The organism is Psychrosphaera sp. 1_MG-2023, from assembly GCF_030548245.1.
Lineage (GTDB): Bacteria > Pseudomonadota > Gammaproteobacteria > Enterobacterales > Alteromonadaceae > Psychrosphaera > Psychrosphaera algicola.
The window spans coordinates 1-24,918 of the sequence record NZ_JAUORW010000006.1 but is presented as its reverse complement, the minus strand read 5'-3'; the positions used below and the strand labels follow the sequence as shown (position 1 = coordinate 24,918).

Annotated in this window: 22 protein-coding genes and 1 tRNA gene; 3 read left to right on the top strand and 20 right to left on the bottom strand. The window is 40.6% G+C overall.

Annotated features, from left to right (window positions below):
* The first annotated feature begins 3 nt into the window (after positions 1–3).
* Positions 4–2,451, top strand: coding sequence for a glycoside hydrolase family 2 TIM barrel-domain containing protein (locus tag Q4575_RS06990; RefSeq protein WP_303521886.1), 2,448 nt, complete (start codon positions 4–6; stop codon positions 2,449–2,451).
* 160 nt (positions 2,452–2,611) lie between these two features.
* Positions 2,612–3,538: an ABC transporter substrate-binding protein gene (locus tag Q4575_RS06985; protein WP_215963931.1), complete on the top strand. Its 927-nt coding sequence runs from the start codon at positions 2,612–2,614 to the stop codon at positions 3,536–3,538.
* Positions 3,539–3,854: 316 nt separating this feature from the next.
* On the opposite strand, the gene Q4575_RS06980 is transcribed toward Q4575_RS06985, so the two are convergent.
* From Q4575_RS06980 to Q4575_RS06970, 3 genes are all read right to left on the bottom strand, one after another.
* Positions 3,855–4,211: an energy transducer TonB gene (locus Q4575_RS06980; protein WP_215963932.1), complete on the bottom strand. Its 357-nt coding sequence runs from the start codon at positions 4,209–4,211 to the stop codon at positions 3,855–3,857.
* 173 nt (positions 4,212–4,384) lie between these two features.
* Positions 4,385–5,419: a recombinase RecA gene (recA, locus tag Q4575_RS06975; RefSeq protein WP_215963933.1), complete on the bottom strand. Its 1,035-nt coding sequence runs from the start codon at positions 5,417–5,419 to the stop codon at positions 4,385–4,387.
* A gap of 105 nt (positions 5,420–5,524) precedes the next feature.
* Entirely contained in the window at positions 5,525–6,028 is a 504-nt protein-coding gene (locus tag Q4575_RS06970) for a CinA family protein (RefSeq protein WP_303521883.1), read from the bottom strand.
* A gap of 104 nt (positions 6,029–6,132) precedes the next feature.
* Between Q4575_RS06970 and mutS the strand changes: the two genes are divergently transcribed.
* Positions 6,133–8,730: a DNA mismatch repair protein MutS gene (mutS, locus tag Q4575_RS06965; RefSeq protein WP_303521881.1), complete on the top strand. Its 2,598-nt coding sequence runs from the start codon at positions 6,133–6,135 to the stop codon at positions 8,728–8,730.
* Positions 8,731–8,871: 141 nt separating this feature from the next.
* Here the strand turns inward: mutS and Q4575_RS06960 are convergent, their stop codons facing one another.
* From Q4575_RS06960 to Q4575_RS06880, 17 genes are all read right to left on the bottom strand, one after another.
* Positions 8,872–10,197 (bottom strand): M20/M25/M40 family metallo-hydrolase, encoded by a 1,326-nt coding sequence (locus Q4575_RS06960; protein WP_303521879.1) that lies wholly within the window; start codon positions 10,195–10,197, stop codon positions 8,872–8,874.
* A gap of 161 nt (positions 10,198–10,358) precedes the next feature.
* Positions 10,359–11,339, bottom strand: a complete 981-nt coding sequence (gene rpoS / locus Q4575_RS06955) for an RNA polymerase sigma factor RpoS (protein ID WP_215963936.1) — start codon at positions 11,337–11,339, stop codon at positions 10,359–10,361.
* Between the two features lie 53 nt (positions 11,340–11,392).
* On the bottom strand, positions 11,393–12,217 hold the full coding sequence (locus tag Q4575_RS06950; protein ID WP_215963937.1) for a peptidoglycan DD-metalloendopeptidase family protein: 825 nt from the start codon (positions 12,215–12,217) through the stop codon (positions 11,393–11,395).
* Entirely contained in the window at positions 12,217–12,801 is a 585-nt protein-coding gene (locus tag Q4575_RS06945; RefSeq protein WP_215963938.1) for a YqaA family protein, read from the bottom strand. The genes Q4575_RS06950 and Q4575_RS06945 overlap by 1 nt, the downstream gene beginning before the upstream one ends.
* Positions 12,801–13,436 (bottom strand): protein-L-isoaspartate(D-aspartate) O-methyltransferase, encoded by a 636-nt coding sequence (locus Q4575_RS06940; protein WP_215963939.1) that lies wholly within the window; start codon positions 13,434–13,436, stop codon positions 12,801–12,803. The genes Q4575_RS06945 and Q4575_RS06940 overlap by 1 nt, the downstream gene beginning before the upstream one ends.
* A 1-nt stretch (position 13,437) precedes the next feature.
* Positions 13,438–14,190, bottom strand: coding sequence for a 5'/3'-nucleotidase SurE (gene surE / locus Q4575_RS06935; RefSeq protein WP_303521875.1), 753 nt, complete (start codon positions 14,188–14,190; stop codon positions 13,438–13,440).
* Entirely contained in the window at positions 14,171–15,229 is a 1,059-nt protein-coding gene (truD, locus tag Q4575_RS06930; protein ID WP_215963941.1) for a tRNA pseudouridine(13) synthase TruD, read from the bottom strand. The genes surE and truD overlap by 20 nt, the downstream gene beginning before the upstream one ends.
* Entirely contained in the window at positions 15,226–15,720 is a 495-nt protein-coding gene (ispF, locus tag Q4575_RS06925) for a 2-C-methyl-D-erythritol 2,4-cyclodiphosphate synthase (RefSeq protein WP_215963942.1), read from the bottom strand. Before ispF ends, truD begins: the two co-directional genes overlap by 4 nt.
* Positions 15,720–16,430 (bottom strand): 2-C-methyl-D-erythritol 4-phosphate cytidylyltransferase, encoded by a 711-nt coding sequence (gene ispD, locus Q4575_RS06920; RefSeq protein ID WP_303521872.1) that lies wholly within the window; start codon positions 16,428–16,430, stop codon positions 15,720–15,722. Before ispD ends, ispF begins: the two co-directional genes overlap by 1 nt.
* Before the next feature lie 3 nt (positions 16,431–16,433).
* Complete coding sequence (gene ftsB, locus Q4575_RS06915) at positions 16,434–16,718, bottom strand: cell division protein FtsB (protein ID WP_215963944.1); 285 nt, start codon at positions 16,716–16,718, stop codon at positions 16,434–16,436.
* Between the two features lie 68 nt (positions 16,719–16,786).
* A complete protein-coding gene (locus Q4575_RS06910; protein ID WP_215963945.1) occupies positions 16,787–17,437 on the bottom strand; it encodes a hypothetical protein in 651 nt (216 codons plus the stop codon).
* Between the two features lie 94 nt (positions 17,438–17,531).
* Positions 17,532–18,821 (bottom strand): phosphopyruvate hydratase, encoded by a 1,290-nt coding sequence (eno, locus tag Q4575_RS06905; protein ID WP_215963946.1) that lies wholly within the window; start codon positions 18,819–18,821, stop codon positions 17,532–17,534.
* A 58-nt stretch (positions 18,822–18,879) separates the two neighbouring features.
* Positions 18,880–20,511, bottom strand: a complete 1,632-nt coding sequence (locus Q4575_RS06900) for a CTP synthase (protein WP_303521869.1) — start codon at positions 20,509–20,511, stop codon at positions 18,880–18,882.
* Positions 20,512–20,759: 248 nt separating this feature from the next.
* A complete protein-coding gene (locus Q4575_RS06895; RefSeq protein WP_215963948.1) occupies positions 20,760–21,890 on the bottom strand; it encodes a sodium ion-translocating decarboxylase subunit beta in 1,131 nt (376 codons plus the stop codon).
* A 4-nt stretch (positions 21,891–21,894) separates the two neighbouring features.
* A complete protein-coding gene (gene oadA / locus Q4575_RS06890) occupies positions 21,895–23,676 on the bottom strand; it encodes a sodium-extruding oxaloacetate decarboxylase subunit alpha (protein WP_215963949.1) in 1,782 nt (593 codons plus the stop codon).
* A 10-nt stretch (positions 23,677–23,686) separates the two neighbouring features.
* Positions 23,687–23,938, bottom strand: coding sequence for an OadG family protein (locus tag Q4575_RS06885; protein WP_272180585.1), 252 nt, complete (start codon positions 23,936–23,938; stop codon positions 23,687–23,689).
* Positions 23,939–24,741: 803 nt separating this feature from the next.
* A tRNA-Arg gene (locus tag Q4575_RS06880) sits at positions 24,742–24,818 on the bottom strand.
* Positions 24,819–24,918: the final 100 nt, after the last annotated feature.

Genomic DNA, 24,918 nt, shown 5'->3' with positions numbered 1-24,918 from the left:
AAAATGAAATTCGTAAAATTAAAATCGACCTTACTTAACAGTGTAAAAAAGGCAGTTAAAACTGCCGGCCTTTTAAGCTTGCTAATAACAAGCCAAGTTTTTGCCAACACTCTTGCTATTGCAAAGACTAATATTAATGCTGATTGGCAATATCTAGCGAACAATACAAATAGTGTAAATGATGCGTTAAAACATTCCGACTGGCAGCCTATTTCGCTACCACACACTTGGAACGCAATCGACACAGTTGATGCGCAGCCGGGCTACCGACGCGATGCAAGTTGGTATCGTAAAACAATCCTGGTTTCTAACAGTCCTCGCCACTACTTATATTTTGAAGGAGCAAATACCCAAACCGAAGTTTATGTTAATGGCCAAAAGGCCGGGTCTAATATTGGTGGTTACATCGGCTTTACAATTGAAGTAACAGACTATATTGGCAGTGATAACAAAGCCGATGTCATGGTTCGTGTTACCAATGAATACAATCCTCATTTAATTCCATCACAAAAATCCGACTTTTTTATTTTTGGCGGTATAACTCGAGATGTCTGGTTACTGCAAAGCGGAGACCTGAATATTGATAACCTGATTGTTGATTTAAGGGATGTCAGTAAACAACAAGCAGATGCCGATATGAAGGTCTACTTTAACGGTTTAAACAAAGTTGTTAATGCAAAAATTGTGGCTGAGCTGCGCGGGCCTAACAATGAACTTGTTTACGAACAAACAAGTGACTTAACAATCAACAAAGGTAAGTCAGAGAAAAAAATAGCGCTTAATACCGTACCAAAACCACAACTGTGGTCTATTGAACAACCCAATCTATACACATTAATTGTGAACGTATTCGACGAAAACAACGCTGTTATTGCTTCATCCAGCGCCCGCTTTGGTTATAGGTGGTTTGAATTCAAACAAGGGGCGGGATTTTTTCTAAATGACCAGAGAGTATTATTAAGGGGCACTCATAGACACGAAGAACATGCAGGCATTGGCGCAGCATTGTCAAACGAACAACACTTAGCCGACATGAAACAAATGAAAGACATTGGAGTTAACTTCGTCCGTTTAGGGCATTACCCACAGGATCCTGTGGTCTATGACGCTGCAGACGAATTAGGGCTGATACTTTGGGACGAACTACCATGGTGCCGAGGAGGAAAAGGTGGTGAAGAATGGGAGCGTAATACTGAGTCATTGTTAGAACGCCAAATTTTACAAAACAGAAACCATCCGAGTATTGCATTTTGGTCGATTGGTAATGAGATGTATTGGGAAGAAGATTTCCCAGGTGGCGGCAGTGAAACTATCATAACTCCTTATGTTCAGAAGCTGAATGATAAAATCAAAACATTAGATAACACCCGTTTCACTACAATTAGAAAATATTACCCTGCTGCTAAAATCGTCGATATCTTTTCACCTTCGATTTGGGCTGGTTGGTACGGAGGTGCATATGGTCAATATGAAAAGGCACTTATCTCCTCTACCAAAAAACACCCAAACCTCATTCATATGGAATATGGTGGTTCAAGTCACGTTGGCCGTCACGAAGAAAACCCCATTGATGACAAAGGGTTAAAAGATGCTCAAGTCTCTATAACAGAAGCGATGAATCAAGCTGTCGTTAAAAGTGTCGCAAAGGATTCTAATTGGAACGAAAATTACATGGTGAATCTTTTTGATTGGCACCTAAGTGTATCAGAATCGTTGCCAGGTTTTATTGGCAATGCCCAATGGGCATTTAAAGATTTTGGCACTCCACTTCGACCAGAAAATCCAATTCCATATGTGAATCAGAAGGGTCTTGTCGACCGCTCAGGAATACCAAAAGACGCGTATTATGTGTTCGCTAGTTATTGGGCTAAAGAACCATTTTGTTACATTGAATCAAAAACGTGGACTGTACGTTACGGACCAAAAGATGGGCGTAAAGTTAAAGTGTATTGCAACACCGACAATGCTGAATTAATGCTTAACGGAACTTCTTTGGGGAAAAAGACCCGCGTATTTGGTCAATTTCCGGCACACGGTTTAGTCTGGAAAGTTCCTTTTGAAGAAGGGGAAAATAGATTAAGTGTTGTAGGTCGAACAACCACACAGGAAGTAACAGACTCACTTAACGTGTCTTATTTTATTGGCGATGTCGGTAAACCAGATAAAATAGAACTGAGCTATATCAAACTTAATGACACAACGTATAAAGTAACAGCAACAATTGTTGACGAAAATGGCCGTCAAGTAACGAGTTACGAAGACCGTGGATATTTCTCTACACTAGATGGCAACGCAAAGTTAATCGAACACCAAGGCACACCAAACGGCTCAAGTAGTATTGAGTTAGCAGATGGAAAAGCCAGCATTATTTTAGAGAAACACGGTTCAAACACCGCTGTGATCGAATTTAAAACACAAAACTTTAAAGGGCAATACATTCAAATACGATAACTCATTTATAGTTCAACGCTACTAACATGGTTTTTAGTAGCGTTTTATCTTCAGTTTAAAGCCCACTTGGTATCCAAAATAAAAGTTTCACTTCAAAATTATGAAATTGCCATATTGCCACTATACTTAGGTTTAATCACAATCTAGTTATGGGGGGGCTATGGCAAAATGCACATTTGTATTCATTTTAAGTTTGCTTATTTTCTCAAACTTTCTTGCCGCTGCTGAGCCTATAGATATAATAAAACTAAATAGTGGCCATAATGCCTCTGATCAACGCCATCTGTATAACTGGGAGGTTATTGACGCTGCTTTAGAAGCAAGTAAGATTAAATACGGCCGGTCCAAAGTAAAAATCACTGGAAGTGCCATTCCAAACCACCAGCGGCTAAAGTCATTAGTCCAAGGTCGATTTCTAAACGTAGCGATGTCGTTAACCAATCAAGAATGGGAAGACTCTGTTATTCCTATCCGTATTCCAATCCGTAGGGGTATTTTCAGTTATCGTTTATTGATGATTAACAAAGATAAAAAAGAAACCTTTAAACGTATTTCAACAGTTAATCGTCTAAAAGAAATGCGAGTGGGCGTTCGTAAAAGTTGGACGACTCGAATTATATTGAAGCATTTAAATTTTAATACAGTAGATGCATTCTCCTATGACGCCGTATTTGCGATGTTAGATAAAGGACGATTTGACTATATCCCGCGGGGAATAAATGAAATTTACTATGAACTCAAAGTTCGCGAAAAAGACTTACCCAATATTATGATTGAGCCTGATATTGCATTATATATCCCATCGCCTTACTACATTTTTGTCTCCCCCAAAACACCTAGGATTGCAGAACGTTTGGAGTACGGGTTAGATAAGATGGTTAAAAACGGAAAGCTCAATGAGATATTCACTAAACATTATGGTAAATATATTGAACGAGCCCAAATCCACAAAAAACGAATAATTCAAATCGGTAATCCTCTTTTACCCATTGAAACCCCTTTGCATGATAGTGATTTATGGTTCGATTTTAATGTCGATACAAACACGGTTTCAAACTCTGGTTCTAAGCCAGAAAACAAAAGTTAAGTTAGTACGCATATTTGCAAAATCCCCATTTTATTGACGACCACATGGATGTGGGAGGTAGAGTGACTCAGGAGATAAAACCGACGACCACATGGATGTGGGAGGTAGAGTGACTCAGGAGACAAAACCGACGACCACATGGATGTGGGAGGTAGAGTGACTCAGGAATTATAGGTGGTAACAACTTGCTAAATTCTATTGTGGAAAATTTCAATTTTGAAGAAAAACAAATTAACCTTTGGGGTGCTTACCTTCGACATACTAAAAAGTGAAACTATTCTAGGTAATAACAAACTTACAAAAACTCGACAACTCGCTAATGCATATTGAAATCTATGGTAATTTCCATAATGTCTGTTGTCCGTTTGCCATCATCCATAGCCGGCTTAAATTTCCACTTTTTCAGAGCATTTAGCGCTGATTTACGAAAAATTCTTTTGGGTTTTTCATCTATGACTTCGATATCTTCAGCTTCCCCCTTTTTATTGACAACAAAAATCACAGAAACGTAACCTTCTATTTGCCTTAGGTAAGCCTCTCTAGGATATTTAGGCGAAACTTTTTTTATCACCTCTGAACTTTGAAATTCAGCAAAGGAAGAACTACTAAAAACACTCGCTGCAAGTAAGATAGTCTTAAATTTATTAGCTTGAAAAAAACGATACTTGTTCACAAAACGCGTCCCTATAATACAAGAGTGACTATTCCGTCATTAGGTTTTTGTAATTAAATGCTAATTTAGCACAATTTCAGATGTAAGCTTAATATGGTTTTTAACCTTAATAAAAATTTTAGGCATAAAAAAACCGTGTATTAAACACGGCTTTTTCAATTCTTATTATCTAATTACAATGTCGCTTCTTTATCTTCTGCTTCTTCATCTTTGATTTCAGCTTTTAATAACAACATGTCACGTAATTTTCCTTCGATCTCGTCAGCCATGGCAGTGTTCTCTTTTAAGAACTTAATACAGTTAGCTTTACCTTGACCAACTTTATCACCGCCGTATGCATACCAGGCACCAGCCTTATCTACCACGCCGTGCTTCACGCCAAGGTCAATTAACTCACCTTCTTTAGAAATGCCTTTGCCATACATAATAATAAATTCAGCTTGCTTAAATGGCGGAGCAACCTTGTTTTTGACAACCTTAACTCGCGTTTCGTTACCAATAACCTCATCACCTTCTTTAACCGAACCAATTCTACGAATGTCTAAACGAACTGAAGCGTAGAATTTAAGTGCGTTACCACCAGTTGTCGTTTCTGGGTTACCGAACATCACACCAATTTTCATACGAATTTGGTTAATGAAAATACATAACGTATTCGAACGTTTAATGTTACCCGTTAACTTACGTAATGCTTGAGACATCAAACGGGCTTGTAGACCCATGTGAGAGTCGCCCATGTCACCTTCAATTTCAGCCTTTGGTGTTAATGCTGCAACGGAGTCAACAATTAATACATCTACTGCACCAGAGCGAACTAGCATATCCGTAATTTCTAATGCTTGCTCACCAGTATCTGGCTGAGATACTAAGAGCTCAGCAACATTTACGCCTAATGCTGAGGCATAAATTGGGTCCAATGCGTGTTCTGCGTCAACAAACGCACAGGTTTTACCTTCTTTTTGCGCTTCCGCAATAACTTGTAACGTTAATGTTGTTTTACCTGACGATTCTGGACCATAGATTTCGATGATACGACCACAAGGTAAACCGCCTATACCAAGCGCGATATCCAGACCAAGTGAACCTGTTGAAATTGAGTCAATATCTAACGCTTTGCTATCGCCTAGCTTCATGATTGAACCTTTACCAAATTGACGTTCAATTTGCTGTAAAGCTGCGCCTAACGCTTTTTCTTTATTCGCGTCCATCTTAATCTCCAAGAATTTGTTTTTATGCATTTCGTCATAACTTGCTGCAAAGTATACTGTATAATTAAACAGTATCAATAAAAATTTTTATTTATTTAAATATTTTCAGCCAACTAGCTCACAGGCCTTTATTAACGACACCTCAGTAGCTTTTTGTCGTATTTCACTTCGGTCACCTGAAAATGTAAAACACTGTGACCATACAGTACTTTTTTCAACTTGAGTACTGTCCCTTGTCGCAATCGCTAACCAAACTGTACCAACTGGCTTTAATTCTGTACCGCCACCTGGGCCTGCTATACCACTAATGGCAATTGCCACATTAGCATTAGCTGCATTTAGTGCGCCCATTGCCATCTCGTGAACGGTTTCATCCGATACCGCGCCATAAGTATTTAACGTCTCGGTATTAACTCCGACCAACCTATGTTTCGCTTCGTTTGAGTAAGTTACATAGGCACAATCAAAATATCCCGAGCTCCCTGCAACCTCTGTTATTGCGCTGCTTATACCGCCACCGGTACAGGATTCAACGGTCGTTATCTTCCAACCTTTGGCTAACAATAAGTCACCTAATAATTGACTCTGTTTGTATATTTTGTTTTCCATTTGGATACCTCATGTTTTGTCAGTAAATTTAGCAAGACAGACGGTTTTTGATCTGGGACAATGTTCGATATCATAGACTAAATCACTATTCTGTTAACGCTTTTATGACCGATATTTACAGCCCTGAAAACATCTCGCAACAAACTCCAATGATGAAACAATATTTGTCGATGAAAAAAGATCATCACGAAATTTTGTTGTTTTACCGAATGGGCGATTTTTACGAACTCTTTTTTGACGATGCAAAAAAAGCCGCCGAGTTACTTGATATATCGTTAACCAAACGAGGAACGTCTTCTGGGCAACCTATTCCTATGGCCGGCGTACCTTATCATGCGGTCGATAATTATTTGTCGCGTCTAGTGCAAATGGGAGAGTCAGTCGCCCTATGTGAGCAAATTGGTGACCCAGCGACAAGTAAAGGTCCTGTCGAACGCAAAGTGGTAAGAATCGTTACCCCTGGCACCGTTAGTGATGAAAATCTATTAAATGAGCGGACTGATAACCTAATTTGCTCAGTTTATTCATCTTCCACTAAGTCAGGTGAACAGTTTGGAATCGCTTATCTGGATATTAACAGTGGTCGATTTTTAATAAACCAGTTTGACCAAATCGCAGATTTGAGTGCCACCCTGACACGTCTTTCCCCAGCAGAATTGTTATTTCCTGAGAGTTTTCCGCATCTGAGCTTATTACAATCCATTAAGGGAACTCGCAGACGTCCCGACTGGGAATATGATTTACAAACCAGCGAACGCGTTTTAGCACAACAATTTAAAACAAAAGACCTTGCGGGCTTTGGCGTAACTAATGCACCTGTTGCCATTTGCGCTGCGGGTTGTTTGATGCAATATGTAAAAGACACTCAACGTACCGCTTTGCCACATATCCGTGCGGTAGTTTTGGAATCTATTGAAGATACAATAATTTTGGATTCAGCTACGCGCCGTAATCTAGAGTTAACGCAAAATCTAAGTGGTGGGCAGGAAAATACCTTGTCACAGGTATTAGATAAAACATCAACGTCAATGGGAAGCCGACTTCTAAAGCGTTGGATCCACCTACCACGTCGCAATCACAGTGAAATAAATGCTCGACTAGAAGCCGTTGAACACATATATAACAAGGCTAATTACGACGAATTTTCTGACGTATTAAAACAAATAGGTGATATTGAACGAATTGTTGCTCGCCTTGCGCTTCGTTCGGCTCGACCTAGGGATTTGGCACGTCTACGAAGTGCAATATTGGTTTTTCCTACCTTAAAGGCCTTGGTAAGTGATGCAACCGCACTACGATTTAAAGCACTTAACAACCAAATTCAAACGTTTCCTGAGCTCTCTGATTTACTACAAAAGGCGATTATTGATAATCCACCGGTACTTATTCGAGACGGTGGCGTTATTGCACCGGGTTACAACGACGAATTAGATGAATGGCGAGAACTCAGTGCTGGCGCAACTCGATTTGTTGAGCAATTGGAAATATCCGAACGTGAACGAACAGGAATTAGCACCCTAAAAGTCGGCTACAATCGAGTACACGGCTTTTACATTGATATAAGTAAAGCGTACTCAGATAAAGTGCCATCAGAGTACATTCGTCGTCAAACATTAAAAAACAACGAACGTTATATTATTCCAGAGTTAAAGGAACACGAAGAGAAAGTCCTGAGCAGTCAAAGTAAAGCATTAGCGCTTGAAAAACGTTTATATGAAGAATTGCTCGAGCACCTAGCTACATTAATTGAGCCTTTACAGCTGGCGTCAGACGCAATTGCCCAAATCGATGTATTAAACAATTTTGCAGAACGCGCCGATGCCTTAAATTACGCAAAACCAGAATTGGTCGAAGGTCGCTTTGTTAAAATCGAAGGCGGTCGTCACCCGGTTGTTGAACAAGTCATGACGGAACCTTTCATTGCAAACCCTGTGGAACTCGACCAGCAAAACCACCTAGCGATTATCACAGGGCCAAATATGGGCGGTAAATCAACCTACATGCGCCAAATCGCACTGATTTGTTTGCTTGCTAATATAGGTAGTTTTGTTCCTGCTGAGCGTGCACAAATTGGTAATATTGACAGGATATTTACCCGTATCGGTGCATCCGATGATCTGGCTTCTGGCCGTTCGACCTTTATGGTTGAGATGACGGAAACTGCGAACATAATGCATAATGCGACGCCTAATTCATTAGTGTTAATGGATGAAATTGGCCGCGGGACAAGTACCTACGACGGTCTAAGTTTAGCTTGGGCCTGTGCCCAGCATCTTGCTAATAAGATTGGCGCACTAACGCTTTTTGCCACCCATTATTTTGAACTGACACAATATGCAGAACAACAAAAAGGCGTATTTAATGTACACCTCGATGCCCATGAACACGGTGACGACATCGTCTTTATGCATCAAGTTCAACCTGGCGCTGCGAGTAAAAGCTTTGGGATACAAGTGGCTAAACTTGCGGGTCTACCACCAGAAATACTTACTTTTGCAAAAGCCAAACTGCACTATTTAGAGTCGAATAACATTCCTACAGGCGCAACCCCGGCCTCTGCGGACAACCAAGTTCCACAGATGCCATTATTAGTCATGGAGCAGTCTGAGGTTGTCGATATTTTAAATCAAACCGATATAGATGAGTTGTCACCGCGCCAAGCATGGCAATTGATATTAGAATTAAAGCAAAAGATAAAATAGAACATCTTACTATTGCCATTTAACGGTTAAAGCTAACTTTTAATTGAGGCATAATAAGGCCCGACCAAAATAACATTTTGTGTCGGGCCTTTTTACTTCTATGTATACGATTCACATAATTAATAGATCATTCAGCGAAACTTAGTATATTTTGCCGGAAGCTTGCTCTGGCATTGGCTCTATTCGACTCGGTGTAATCGTCCCATCATTTATTCCCTCAGAAAATAGCTTTATGGTATTCACCACGTTATTCATCGATTCAAGATTTAGCGTTGAAACGTCATCGGTCACTTGATGATAATGGATATCTTTATCTAATTGTGTTGTAGAGAACGAATGAGCAGGCACGCCAAACTTAGCTAAAGAGGCGTTGTCCGAGCGATAAAACAGTCTTTGATCTGGATACGGATCTGCATGAACTTTGATGCCTTCTGGTTCCAAATAGTTATTAATGAGCGTCATAAAATTAGAACGCTTAGGGCCCGTAATCCAAGTAATACCTGGACCAAACTTTGATGGTTTTCCTATCATTTCAATATTAACCATCGCAATAATTTTTGCCGGATCCAATTGTTTGGAAAAAAACTTAGAACCAAAACCACCAATTTCTTCACCCGAAAAGGCTGAAAATATTAACGTGCGTTTGTTTTTGTTTTGCGCCGCAAATTGCGCCGCTAAATTAATAACGGCGGAAGTTCCAGATGCATTGTCGTCAGCACCATTAAAAATCCTATCCTTATCTGCACTGCTACTTTGGTCTTCAGGCATCATACCTAAATGGTCATAATGAGATGAATATAATACATACTCATCTTTCAACTCTTGCCCAGGCAATACACCCACAACATTAAATAATTCTTTTATCTCCAACTTAACTTCTGCGTCGGCAACGGCCGATTTTACTGAAGTGAGATCTGTTAGAACCAAAAAGAAAGTCCCTCGCTCACTTAGACTTTTTTTCGTTAATCCACGGGAGAAATAATTTCGATAAATGTTAAACCATTTCACATGGCTTTTGTCGATTAGTACTAAGTGATTACCACCTAACATATTCAGCTGGCGCAATTCAGTTTTCAGTTCTTGCCCTGGCCCTACATGCGTAACGGATAACATATCCAAATTAAACGAACTGTCACCATCCGCCGTACTGACAACCGCCAAATTTACGCCGTCGATTACCGTATTGTTCAGTTTTAAATTCGCTTCTGTTACCGCATATTTATAAACAGGAACAGCCTGTAAAAATGATTTTTCGCCCCGAAAAGGCTTCAGTCCGATTTCTTTAAATCGGTTTTGGATATAATCTGCAGCGACGTCAATTTCAGGACTAAAATTGGCTCGACCTTTTAAGTCATCAGACGCGAGATACGTCAGGTCTGCTAGTAATTCATCTTGATATTTATCTTGTGCTGAGGCAGCACTTACAAAAAAAACAAACGCAATTAAGAGAAAAGAAAATTTAGTCATTAGTATCCTTGAAATTAACATCTTAAAATTGGTGATTCTAATACGATTAGAGTTAAACAACGCCAATAAAAACTCATCTAATAGAGCGATATCGGCAATAAATTGGAAACATTAAAAAAGCCAGCGGGTTGGCCGCTGGCTTTAATTAAAAACATTAGGTTTTACACTTCGACTTTAAACAAGGATTCCATGTTAAGGCCTTCATGAGTCGCCATGTCCCGCAAACGACGTAACGCTTCAACTTGGATCTGCCTAACACGTTCGCGCGTTAAGCCAATTTCTTTACCCACATTTTCAAGTGTCGAAGGTTCATAACCCAACAGACCAAATCGACGAGCCAAAACTTCACGTTGTTTTGGATTAAGTTGCTCTAACCAGCTAACAATATTGTCGTTTATATCATCATCCGTCGTTTTAACTTCAGGGCTCTTGCCTCTGTCGTCCGCTATAATATCTAACAAGACTTTATCCGAGTCACCACCGATTGGTGTGTCGACAGAGCTAATGCGCTCGTTTAAACGTAACATCTTAGAAACGTCTTCTACTGGGCGATCTAGAGTTGCTGCTATTTCTTCTGCTGTAGGTTCGTGATCGAGTTTTTGGGCAAGCTCTCGCGCCGTACGTAAATAAACATTTAGTTCTTTCACCACATGTATAGGCAAACGAATCGTTCGTGTCTGATTCATTATCGCGCGTTCAATTGTTTGTCTAATCCACCAGGTCGCGTAAGTAGAGAAACGGAATCCACGTTCTGGGTCGAATTTTTCCACTGCTCGAATTAAACCTAAATTACCTTCTTCGATTAAATCTAATAGAGCTAAACCACGATTATTGTAACGACGGGCAATTTTAACAACGAGTCGTAAATTACTTTCGATCATACGCTTGCGGGAGGCATCGCATCCTCTTAAAGCTTTGCGAGCAAAAAAGACTTCTTCTTCGGCGGATAGTAATGGTGAAAATCCAATTTCACTAAGATAGATTTGAGTGGCGTCTAAGTTTTTTGGCTGGTCGGCTTTGGCTACAACTTCTTCCTTTTCTTCCTTTGCGACATCTTCAATGTCATTAATGTCAGGTTCGACTAATTCTAATAGGTCAACTTTTGCGTCCGTTTCGATGTTTTTAACACTAGTTTGGCTCATACACGCCTCCAATTTACCCTTCAGTGGATCATCCAGGTGTTGAAATCGAGTGCTTAACGTTTTGGAAGGTACTTAAGTGGATTAACAGAACGGCCACGGAATCGGATTTCAAAATGCAAACGCACTCGATCAGATCCGGATTTTCCCATCTCTGCAATCACTTGACCTGCCTTAACCCAATCTTGTTCTTTCACTTTTAGTGAACGATTGTGAGCGTAAGCACTCAAATAATCATTGTTATGTTTGACAATAATTAAATTGCCATAACCTCGAAGCGCACTGCCAGCGTAAACCACTTTGCCGTCTGCTGCAGCAATAATGGAGTCACCTTCTTTTCCACCAAAATCGAGTCCTTTGTTGCCATTTACACGGCTTGAATAAGTCTCAATTATTTTTCCCTTACTAGGATACCGCCAATTGCGGATCTTACTAGGGAACGGATCTTTATTAGCTTTTTGTGTATCTCTATGATCCTGTTGTTTTTTACCGTACTCCTCTGACTTTTCTTTTGCAATAAGTTTTTTGTTATTTTTTCCTAAACTGTCTACTACGCCCACTATAACCTGCTTTGGTGGTTCAGCTTTATTAACGACTGCTTTGGGGTTAATGATTAACTTTTGGCCCGGGTAAATATTAAATGGTTTATCTATTTTATTTATCTGAGCCAAATACCGAAAGTCTTGCCCAGAACGCCATGCGATTGAATAAAGGGTTTCACCCTGTTTAACTTCGTACGTGTCGTCAGACAAAGTATTACGATAAGAAGGTAAATAGCTTACCCCCGCGTCGCTTATGTCCGCGATAGGTGCAGGCGCTTTTCGACTTGTGCAACTCGTTAAAATTAAAAACGATATTAGGGCGACTACGACTATTTTCATTAGAATAATTGTTTATATCCGATCAAACCTACGATTAGCACAATCACTAACCAACCTAAAAAGTCCACGTATTCGCGGATCTTATGTTCCATTTTTTCGCCACCAAAATACAAGATCCCAGCAACCAAAAAGAATCGCATGCCGCGACCAATGGCAGAGGCAAATACAAATGGCCAAAACGCCATCGATAACATACCAGCGCTTACTGTAAATAATTTGTATGGAATTGGGGTAAATCCGGCAACAAACACAACTAGCACGCCATATTCGCTAAAATAGTTAACTATTGTTTCGAACTTACTTTGGTAACTCATCATTTCAATAAAAGGTAAAACAACTGGCTCGTATAAATACGCACCAAGGAAATAACCGACAATACCACCAATTACAGAACTAATACTGGTTATTGACGCAAAATACCACGCTTTTTTAGGTTGACTCAAAACCATTGGAGCCAACATAACATCTGGTGGGATTGGGAAAAATACGGATTCAGCAAAGGTTAAAACCGCTAAATATGCCGTCGCATATTTGTGTTTTGCCCACTTCAAACATGTATCGTAAAGCGTTGTAAATATTTTCACTAAATGGTTGCTCCTGCCACTAATGGAACAAACTTAGCGGGTTCTAAAATAGTTTCGACGAACGTATCGCCATTCCGGACAATTTTAACAAGATGTTGGACACGTTCACCAACCGGTAATATCAAAATACCACCATCTTTTAATTGTTGTTTCAACGCGGGTGGAACTTCATTAGGTGCCGCTGTCACTATGATGGCATCAAATGGGGCTTTTGACTCCCAGCCTTGCCACCCGTCACCATGCTTCATTTGCACGTTGTAAATATCAAGCTGCTGTAACTTACGTTTGGCATTTAGTTGTAAGTTTCTGATCCGCTCTACAGAAAAGACTTTATCAAATACTTTACCTAAAATGGCTGCCTGATACCCAGAACCGGTGCCAATTTCCAATACATTGGTTTCGACATTATGTTCAACCAAAAGTTGCGTCATTTTTCCAACAATATATGGCTGTGAAATTGTCTGACCCTGGCCAATAGGCAAAGCGGTATTTTCATAGGCTTTATGTGCCAGCACAGATTCAATAAAGAAGTGTCTTGGAACCTCAGACATAGCGTTTAGAACACTGTCATTGGTAACACCTAAAGTTTTTAATTGGCTGACCAGTGCGCCACCACTTCGTGCAAATTGATTCATATTAAATTTCTAATTGTTTAACCCAGTTCGCAACAGTTTCTAAACTGTCGTATGCCGTCATATCAATTTTTAATGGTGTAATTGATACCTTATTTAGTGAGATGGCGTAAAAGTCAGTACCTTCACCCGCATCTAATTCTCTGCCAAGTTCACCGTACCAATAAATATCCCGTCCCCATGGATCTTTCTGTTTTTGCATCATTTCAGCTTTATGTCTGCGACCTAAACGCGTCACCTCAAAGCCTGCAATATCTTCATAAGGTAAGTCAGGTACATTGACATTTAAGATCTGATCAGAAGGTATCGGATTTTTAATAATGTTCTCAACTACATCACGGGCAACTCTAGCAGCACTTTTAAGGTTATTTTCATTGCGACTCACCAACGACATAGCAACCGCTGGTAAACCTAAATGACGTCCTTCCGCAGCGGCAGAAACCGTACCACTGTAAAATGTATCATCGCCTAAATTGGCACCATGATTAACTCCAGCTACCACTATATCGGGTTGTGTTTTCATCAATTGGTTAATGGCAAGATGAACACAATCTGTAGGAGTGCCGTTTACACTATAAAAGCCATTTTTATGTTTGTGCAAACGCAGTGGATTGGTCAACGTTAATGAACTGCTGGCACCGCTTAGATTTCTATCTGGCGCGACAACTGTAACTTCGCCCAGTGTAGAAAGCGCTTCATATAACGCTTCTAATCCCGGAGCATGCACACCATCATCATTACTGACTAGTATTTTCACGTTCTAATATCCTTATACATTCGCGAATAACAGAGGTCGCAAATGTGCCACTCGGCAATTCAAAACTAAGGCTTATATTGTCGCCACTTTGAGTATGTTTTACATTTTGTGGATATAACCACAGCGCCCTGCGTTCTTGTTTTAGGCCATTATCGACCAGCAGTTTTACCCATTTAGGATGTTGGGTAGCAATGTCGTTTTCAAGCGTTTGAACGTCCCCTTTTGACAACATCTCGCCGTCACCAAACATAGGACCTGTTAAGTAGATGTCTTTTTCAGCTAAACGTTGATGAATTTCAGGAGCCAATGGTTGTTGAAAATAAGAGTTGCTGCCAGCTAATTCAAAAACATCGCCCTCTATTGCAGTTACCTCTGGGTTACCTGCAAGTCGAGCACTGAGTACCTCATTAAATAAAAATGAACGTGCGCCCGATAGACCGAAACCTTTGACTTTTTTATCACGGATTGCTTCGCCGTCTGCCATCCTATTAGCCCAATTTAGGTTATTTCCCTTAAATCCAAAACGTTGCTCTCCAAAATAATTAGGAACACCGTGCTCAGCAATATGGGTCAATCGACGTTGGACATCTGCAATGTCAGACACAGATTTAAGTTGAATATCAAACTGGTTGGATTTTAACGAACCGACTTTAAGCTTTCGGTTGTGACGAATCGTTTGAAGCAGTTTAATATTAGGTGTTTCAACACCTGTTAGGTCTGGTTCTTGTTTAACGTTCATTTGAATCGAAAACCACTGCCGAGTAATGGCGTGTTTGTCCTTTAAACCAGCGTAACCCACATCACGTAAACGTCGTTGCAGAACTTTAGCTAAATGCATACACACTTGCTGCGTATTCATTGAGGTTTTTTCAATTAACAAATACAGGTTTTCACCTTCACCGGTTAGGTCATAACCTAATTTTTCGGTGACGATAAAGTCCTCTGGTACGTCTTTAAAAATTGCCGTTGCGGTAGGTTGTCCGTACGCATATTGCCAATGGTCTAAACGCCAATCTTTAAAATGGGGGGATTCGCTCATTCTGTTCCAACTTTAGTTTTAAACATGAGTACTGACGCTTGAACGCCAATGCCTTCTTTACGACCTTGAAAACCGAGTTTCTCAGTTGTAGTGGCTTTAACCGATACTTGAGAAACGTCCACAAGTAAATCTTCTGCTAAACATTTACGCATGTTTTCGATATGAGGCGCCATTTTTGGCGCTTCCGCAATAATAGTCAGGTCACAGTTACCCACTACAAAATCTAGCTCATTCACTAATTTCACAACATGGCGTAATAATATTCGACTATCGATGTTGTCGTACTGATCAGCCGTATCTGGAAAATGCTTGCCAATATCTCCTAACGCCAATGCGCCGAGAATAGCATCACATAATGAATGAATAGCGACGTCGCCGTCAGAGTGCGCCACAAAACCTTGTTCATATGGGATCTTGACCCCTGCAAGCACGATAGGCCCGTTTCCACCAAATTTATGTACGTCGTAGCCGTTTCCAATCCTAATATTCATCACTCTTCACTTTGTAAAAATAATTGCGCTAATTCTAAGTCGTCTGGCTCAGTAATTTTGATATTTCGAGCACTGCTGGCCACGAGCAAAACCCGCTTGTTGTTTAACTCTAGTGCCGAGGCTTCATCAGTTACTGCAGAGTTTACTAATCCATCCTGCAGTTGACTAACAAGTGCCCTTTCTAATGATTTAATATCGCTGCATTGCGGTGTTAACGCGTGCCACAAGTCTGTTCTTGGAACAGTATGGTCAACCGAAACTGAATCCGGTTTTGCTCGTTTCATTGTATCTTTAACGCGTACCGCTAAAATTCCTGCTGACTGCTGCGCTACGCATTGGTGGTACAGTTCAATAATGTCTCGTTCTAAAACACATGGTCGCGCTGCGTCGTGGACCATAACCCAAGACAAATCGAGTTCTGACGCAAACCTAATGCCACTTAACACGGAATCAGCTCGTTCTTTTCCGCCGATAACCGTTTTCACCTTAGGGTGATGAGCAATTGACAGAGTTGAAAATACGGTGTCGTCTGCCGACAACGCTAAAATAATACTATGAACAAAAGGTAACTCGATGAATTTGTTAATCGTTTGTTCTATAACGGTTAGACCATTTAAGGTTAAATATTGTTTTGGTACTTCCGATAACATTCGTTTACCAGTGCCAGCTGCTGGGATAACAACTGCCAAACTCGGCAATGGTTCAGTCATGGATTAATTATCCTCTCGTTTTGGTACTACACGAAAGAAGGTTTCATTCTCTCTAATCATGCCAAGCTCGTTGCGAGCGCGCTCTTCAATTCCCTCAAGTCCAACGCTAAGATCTTTTACGTCCGCAGCAATGAGTTCATTTCGTTTAATTAATTGTTCGTTGTCATGTTTTAATTTTGTTACTTCTTTACGATGCGAATTGTAAAAATCCACACCATTGTGACCAAATACGAGTCGGTACAATAGTAAGGAAGCTAATACTAATAACAAAAAATTAATTAGGCGCACGCTTTGCAAATCTAAAGGTTAGTCATAACGCTATTATGCAAACGATTTACGAATATAGAAAGAGGGGTTTACATATTCAGGGATAATAATTTGTGAAATTGCTGCCAATTGATCCGACTGGCCAATAACATTTCACGCAAACTCAATAATCTTGGAGTTGTTTTGTGTAGATTAAGCCATTGATGGCCACAACATGCCGCAGACATTATTGGTTTACCCAACTTTAATAGTGTTTTGTTGTAGAGCCTATTGGGTTCGAGTTGCTGGCCGTTAAATTGAAACCAACCTTGTTCATTGCAATGTAATCGTTTTTGGTCCCAATCAATCTCGTCAATGGTATCGAGCTTTACTTGTTCAATTCCATAATGACTTACTGCGACAGGAACAATGAGTGCCATTTTGGCATGTTGCTGATAATACATTTCCGTTTTTTCTGGAGCGGCTTTTATCGAGAACGGCTTTGCCGATTGTGTACCTAGCCAAGAGCCATTTTGGCTGTCTAAATCGAGCGGAGTGTATAGTTCGGCGATATGCTCCGACGCTCGTTTGATATAGTAAGGTAAAGACCGAAGTCTTTTTTGAATTGTCTGTAAATCTAACCCTTCGTCTTGGGATAAACGTTTAAGCTCACGTTCATACAAGGCGTTAGCAAGCTCAGACAAAACCTGATGGTTTGTTCTTTGTTGCCATAAGTTGGGTTGATTGTCAGGCGTCTTCATGTCAGAAATATAACGCTATATCGAAAAAATACCAAGAAACAAAAAAGGGGAATCACAATGAATTCCCCTTTTTAAGATTATCGAGCCAGTATAATTACTGACCTTTAATTTCACTTAGGCCGTTATAAGCAACATCGCCTAACTGTTCTTCGATACGTAACAATTGGTTGTACTTAGATACACGGTCTGAACGACATAGAGAACCAGTCTTAATTTGACCAGCCGCTGTACCAACTGCTAAATCAGCAATCGTTGAGTCTTCAGTTTCACCGCTACGGTGAGAGATAACAACGGTATATCCCGCTTCTTTAGCCATACGAATAGCTTCAAGCGTTTCAGTTAAAGTACCAATTTGGTTAAACTTGATAAGGATAGAATTACCAACACCCTTTTCAATGCCTTCACGCAAAATCTTAGTATTTGTAACGAATAAGTCGTCACCAACTAACTGTACTTTTTCACCGATTTTGTCAGTAAGAAGTTTCCAGCCATCCCAATCAGACTCATCAAGACCGTCTTCGATTGAAACAATTGGGTATTTTTCGCTAAGTTCGGCTAAGTAGTCACAGAAACCAGCTGAATCGAATTCTTTCCCTTCGCCTTTAAGGTTGTAGATACCGTCTGAATAGAATTCAGAAGCAGCACAATCTAGGGCTAAAGTTACGTCTTCATTTAGTTTGTAACCAGCGCGTTCAACCGCGATTTCAATGATAGCTAATGCTTCTTCATTTGATGCTAAGTTTGGCGCAAATCCACCTTCGTCACCAACTGCGGTATTAAGACCTTTTTCGCTTAATACTGATTTTAAGTTGTGGAAGATTTCAGCACCCATACGTAGTGCTTCTTTAAATGATTTAGCAGAAACAGGTTGCACCATGAATTCTTGAATATCAACGTTATTGTCAGCATGTTCGCCGCCGTTAAGAATATTCATCATAGGTACAGGCATAGAGTATTCACCCTTAGTGCCATTTAACGCTGAGATGTGTTCAAACAGAGCTACACCGTTTTCTAGCGCTGCAGCTTTAGCATTTGCAAGAGAAACCGCTAAGATTGCATTCGCACCTAATGTTGCTTTGTTTTCTGTGCCGTCTAAATCCAACATTAGTTGGTCGATAGCAACTTGCAATTGAGCGTCGTTACCGATTAATACCGGAGCAATTTTATCATTGATGTTAGCAACAGCTAATTCAACGCCTTTACCCATATAACGGCCTTTGTCTCCGTCGCGTAATTCTAATGCTTCACGTGAACCAGTTGATGCGCCACTTGGTGCAGCTGCACGGCCAACAGCGCCTGATTCCAGATATACATCTGCTTCTACAGTCGGGTTACCGCGTGAGTCCATGATCTCACGACCAATGATTTTAACAATTTGAGACATTCCCAATTCCTTAACTTGTTGTGAAGTGAAACGCAGCCAACAGACTGCATTCTAAGTTTTATTTATTTTTTGCGTAGTCGCCCGCAGCACCGACAAACCCTTCAAACAAAGGATGCCCGTCACGAGGCGTAGACGTAAACTCTGGATGGAATTGACCCGCGACAAACCAAGGATGTCCTGGGATTTCTATCATTTCCACCAGTTTCTTATCTTCTGACAACCCTCCAAAAACTAAACCAGCTTTCTCGAGTTGTTCAATATAGTTATTATTTACTTCATAACGATGACGATGACGTTCAACGATCCATTCGCTGCCGTAAACCTCACGCGCTTTTGAATTTGGTTTCAAGAAACAACGTTGTGCACCTAAACGCATAGTTCCGCCTAAATCTGAAGTTTCAGTACGCGACTCAATTTGACCTTCTTTGTCTAACCATTCAGTTATCAAACCAACAACCGGAAACGGTGTTTCAGGGTCAAATTCAGTTGAGTGGGCGCCTTCAAGTCCCGCAACATTTCGTGCGAACTCAATTAGTGCAACCTGCATTCCTAAACAAATCCCTAAATATGGAATTTTGTTTTCACGGGCATACTGCGCGGCTAACATTTTGCCTTCTGTACCACGTTCACCAAATCCACCAGGAACTAAGATCGCGTCTAGGTCTTTTAAAATGTCAGCCCCTTTTACTTCAACATCTTGAGCATCAACATATTGAATATTTACCGACAGACGGTTTTTAAGGCCCGCATGCTTTAAGGCTTCGTTTACAGATTTATAGGCGTCTGGTAATTCAACATACTTACCAACCATACCGATGTTAACTTCACCGTTTGGATTTGATTCTGAATATAAAACTTGTTCCCACTCAGTTAAGTCTGCTTCTGGAACATCGATGTGGAAACGACGACAAATAAGTTGGTCGAGTCCCTGCGACTTTAACAACGCCGGAATTTGATAAATTGAGCTAACGTCTTTTAAGCTAATAACGGCTTTTTCTTCAACGTTAGTGAACAAAGCAATCTTAGAACGTTCGTTAGCTGGAATTGCACGGTCAGAACGACAAATCAAAATATCAGGCTGGATACCAATCGAACGTAGTTCTTTTACGGAATGTTGAGTCGGTTTTGTTTTAATTTCACCAGCGGTTCCTAAATATGGAACAAGCGTCAAATGCATGTACATTGCATTGTCACGACCAACTTCTACGCCTAACTGACGAATTGCCTCTAAGAATGGCTGTGATTCGATATCGCCGACAGTGCCACCAACTTCTACGATGGCAACATCCATGCCTTCAGCACCTTCAACAACACGACGCTTAATTTCGTTGGTAATATGAGGAATGACCTGAATCGTCGCACCTAGGTAACCCCCACGGCGTTCTCTAGCCAATACATCTTGGTAGACACGTCCTTGAGTGAAATTGTTTTTCTTCGTCATTTTGGTACGAATAAAACGTTCATAGTGACCTAAGTCTAGATCTGTTTCCGCGCCGTCCTCGGTCACAAAAACTTCACCATGCTGAATTGGGCTCATAGTGCCAGGGTCAACGTTGATGTACGGGTCGAGTTTTAACATGGTAACTTTTAAACCACGAGATTCCAAAATTGCAGCTAGGGACGCCGCAGCAATACCCTTACCCAATGAAGAAACAACACCACCAGTTACGAAAATATATCGAGTAGTCATACTAGCCTTAAAAAAATAGATTGCGATATGTGCTCATCCCAAAAACAAAAAAAACCGCTTGAACAAATATTCAGCGATGAAAGTTTTTTTATTTTAGATGATTGTCAGGACGGGGTGAAAGTATACCAAACGAACACAAATCCAACAATCTAGGATCGACCCTTAATTTATTTTTTTCTTACCCAATTGTACTTTTTATGAGCCACAATTGAAAAATGGCTTGTTTTTACCCAAGCCATTTAATTTTACTAACCAACGAGTGCTAATAATATACCGGCAGCTACAGCTGACCCAAGTACACCAGCAACGTTTGGTCCCATTGCATGCATTAATAAGAAGTTGTGTGGATTCGCTTCCAGACCAACTTTATTTACCACTCGCGCTGCCATCGGAACAGCAGATACACCCGCAGCACCAAGCAATGGATTGATCGGTTCTTTACTAAACTTACCTAATACTTTGGCCATCATAACGCCGGCTGCTGTACCGATACTAAATGCAACAGCCCCTAATGCTAAAATACCTAACGTATCAACGGTCAAGAATTTATCTGCACTCAACTTAGAACCAACAGCCAAACCTAAGAAGATGGTAACGACGTTGATAAGTTCGTTTTGCGCTGTATTGCTTAAACGGTCAACAACACCACATTCTTTCATTAAGTTGCCTAAACAGAACATTCCGACAAGCGGAGCTGATGCTGGTAAGAACATTGCTGATAAAAATAATACTGCCAATGGAAATAGTATTTTTTCTTTTTTAGACACCTGACGTAATTCCGCCATTTTGATTTTACGTTCTTCAACTGTCGTTAACGCTTTCATGATTGGAGGCTGAATAATTGGCACCAACGCCATATAAGAATATGCAGCTACCGCAATTGCACCTAACAAATCAGGGGCCAATTTAGACGCCAAGAATATTGCTGTCGGTCCATCAGCACCACCAATAATGGCAATAGCAGACGCATCTTGTAAGGTAAAGTCAAAACCAGGTATTAGGTTTAATAATATGGCACCAAACAAGGTCGCAAAAATACCAAACTGAGCTGCGGCACCGAGTAATAACATCTTAGGGTTCGCGATTAACGCCCCAAAGTCTGTCATGGCCCCCACTCCCATAAAGATTAGCAGCGGGAATACCCCCGTCTCTATTCCAATGTGGTAGATATAATATAAAAGTCCGCCTTCATCAGTAAAACCCGCCAATGGAATGTTAGCCAAAATGGCACCAAAACCAATAGGTAATAACAATAAAGGTTCAAAGCCTTTTGCAATCGCGAGATAGAGTAAGCCACAGCCTACTATCATCATCACAATTTGACCCATTTCAAAATTCGCAAGGGCCGTTGATGCCCATAGCGTATGCAATCCGTCCATTATATTACCCCAGAGTTAGCAAGACATCGCCGGTTGAAACCGAGTCGCCATCTTTGACATTGATTGAGGAAATAACACCACTTGATGCAGCTCGAATTTCAGTTTCCATTTTCATCGCTTCCATGATGATCACAACATCACCCTCTTGAACTGCGCTACCTTCAGAAACTAATAACTTGAAAATATTACCTGCTAGTGGCGCATTCAACGTTTCGCTGCCAGTTACTGCTGCGTGCTGTTTACCACTTTCATCAGATGGTCCTTTGCTTACCACTGAAGTCAACTCACCAGAAGGCGCTACAACCACTTCATAAACTTTACCATCGACTGAAACGCTATACGCTTCAGGTTCACCGTCTGCAACTGCCGGTTTAGATGACTTGGTTGATTCAACGTCACCAGTAGGGACTGGTTCAAATGCTTCAGGGTTATTGCGATTTTCTAAAAATTTCAGACCAATTTGTGGGAATAACGCATACGTTAAGACGTCGTCAATCTGGTCATCGGCTAGCGTAATATCTTTATCCGCTGCAATATTGGTTAATTCATCAGTTAAAGACTCAAGCTCATCACTGATAACATCTGCTGGACGACACGTGATAGCGTCCGCACCGTCTAATACTCTAGCTTGTAGCTCAGCATTAACTGGCGCAGCAGTTGCGCCATATTCGCCTTTTAATACACCCGCAGTTTCTTTGGTAATTGACTTATAACGTTCACCAGTCAATACGTTTAAAACAGCTTGAGTACCTACTATTTGCGACGTTGGCGTTACCAAAGGAATAAAGCCTAGGTCTTCACGAACTCGTGGAATTTCTTTAAGTACTTCGTCAAACTTGTCTTCAGCACCTTGTTCTTTTAACTGGCCTTCCATGTTAGTTAACATGCCACCAGGAACTTGAGCTAACAAGATACGCGCATCTACGCCTTTCATGCTACCTTCAAACTTCGCGTACTTCTTACGAACATCACGGAAATAAGCGGCTATCTCAGCAAGTAATACAAGATCAAGCCCTGTATCACGTTCAGTGCCTTCAACAATAGCAACCATAGTTTCAGTTGCCGTATGGCCGTACGTCATACTCATTGAGCTAACGGCGGTATCTAACATATCAATACCAGCATCTATTGCTTTTTGGTACGTTGCGGTAGAAAGACCCGTGGTCGCATGGCATTGCATTGCAATCGGTAGGTCAACAGATTTTTTAAGGCCTAAAATTAATTCTTCACATTCATATGGTTTTAATAAACCGGCCATATCTTTAATACAGATAGAGTGACAACCCATATCTTCTAGACGCTTAGCCATGTCTAACCACATTTGGATATTATGAACTGGGCTTACTGTATACGAAATAGTGCCCTGAGCATGTGCGCCAACATCTACAGCAGATTTAACAGCTGTTTCTAAATTACGGATGTCATTCATTGCATCAAAAATACGGAATACGTCAACACCATTTTTATGAGCACGTTCTACAAACTTACGAACGACATCGTCAGCATAGTGGCGGTAACCTAAAAGATTCTGACCGCGCAATAACATTTGTTGCTTAGTATTTGGCATCGCCGCTTTTAATGCACGAATACGTTCCCAAGGATCTTCACCAAGATAACGGATACACGAATCGAAAGTCGCGCCACCCCAAGATTCTACAGACCAATAACCCGCTTTATCGAGTTTTTCAGCAATTGGTAGCATGTCATCTAAGCGCATACGAGTCGCTAGTAACGACTGGTGTGCGTCTCTGAGCACTAATTCTGTAAGTAATAATGGCTTTTTCATGTTCCGTCCTCTAATTGTTCTTTTTGCGATGTTGTTTAATGGCAGCGCTTATTGCTGCGACAACTTGTTGTGATGTATCGCCAGTAGCAGAGTGTGTATTTCTTCTTGGGGCGGGAGTTGACGTTTCCGGCTCTGGGAATGATTGAACAAAAGAGGTTAACCCTTTTGTCGCAAAAATCAGTATTGTTAAAAACACAAATACGACCGTCATTCCGACCACCATAAGTATGCCTGCTTCTACTAAAAGCTCAGTAACATTCATAATCCAACCCTGTTGTATTTATTTAATTAAACAATTTGATCTGGGTGCATATTATTCCACAATAAATGAATAAATAAGCAACGCCCAACGTAATCAAATTAGAGTATTAGCTCTTAAGTACCACAGAAAACGTTAGAAAGAAAAGTTATTTTTTCTAAATTGGTGCATAAAAGAGCTCGAATTCAGCGAATAAATATAGCTGAAAACCAGTAAAAATAAAGCTTTGACACAAATGGTCAGTCCATTTTACAAATTAGTAATAATGTAAAACCAAAATGAAGATCCGAGAATGAATATTAACCGTTCGTAAAGTAATATAATTTGGGGTAACTAAAATTACGGCTGTTATTTTTTTATACAAACTGTGATTAATAATTAAACAGAACTTTTGAGCCCAACAGTTTTCCAAACCCGAAATAGTATCCTAAACACTATGGCGTCTAAAATATACATCTCAAACCTATAAACTCGTCAACTAATCGTTATAGGTTAGTCGATTTTATACGAGGCGATACCGTGGACAACAAAATTATTTTTAAGCGTCTTTGTTATTGCTTATTGAAAATCAATAAAACCCAACAACAGACTGAATTCAAAGCTGTGAAAAAACGAGAAATTGGGTTATGGCGTAACAATGCGTATTAGAATTACAAAAATATTAGGGTGTTTAAGACATTTTGATATTGAATTAAGTTTGGAGTTAACGAATGAATACCGATGTGGTTTTTATACTGAGTGGGTTTTGTAGTGCGCTGCGTTGAGCGTTTAGAAATGTTTGGGGTGGTAATAAAAAGGTTGTTTCATGGCGCGCTCGGGAGGATTCGAACCTCCGACCGCCTGGTTCGTAGCCAGGTACTCTATCCAGCTGAGCTACGAGCGCGCAACAAGAAACAACGTTAAAAAATGGCGCGCTCGGGAGGATTCGAACCTCCGACCGCCTGGTTCGTAGCCAGGTACTCTATCCAGCTGAGCTACGAGCG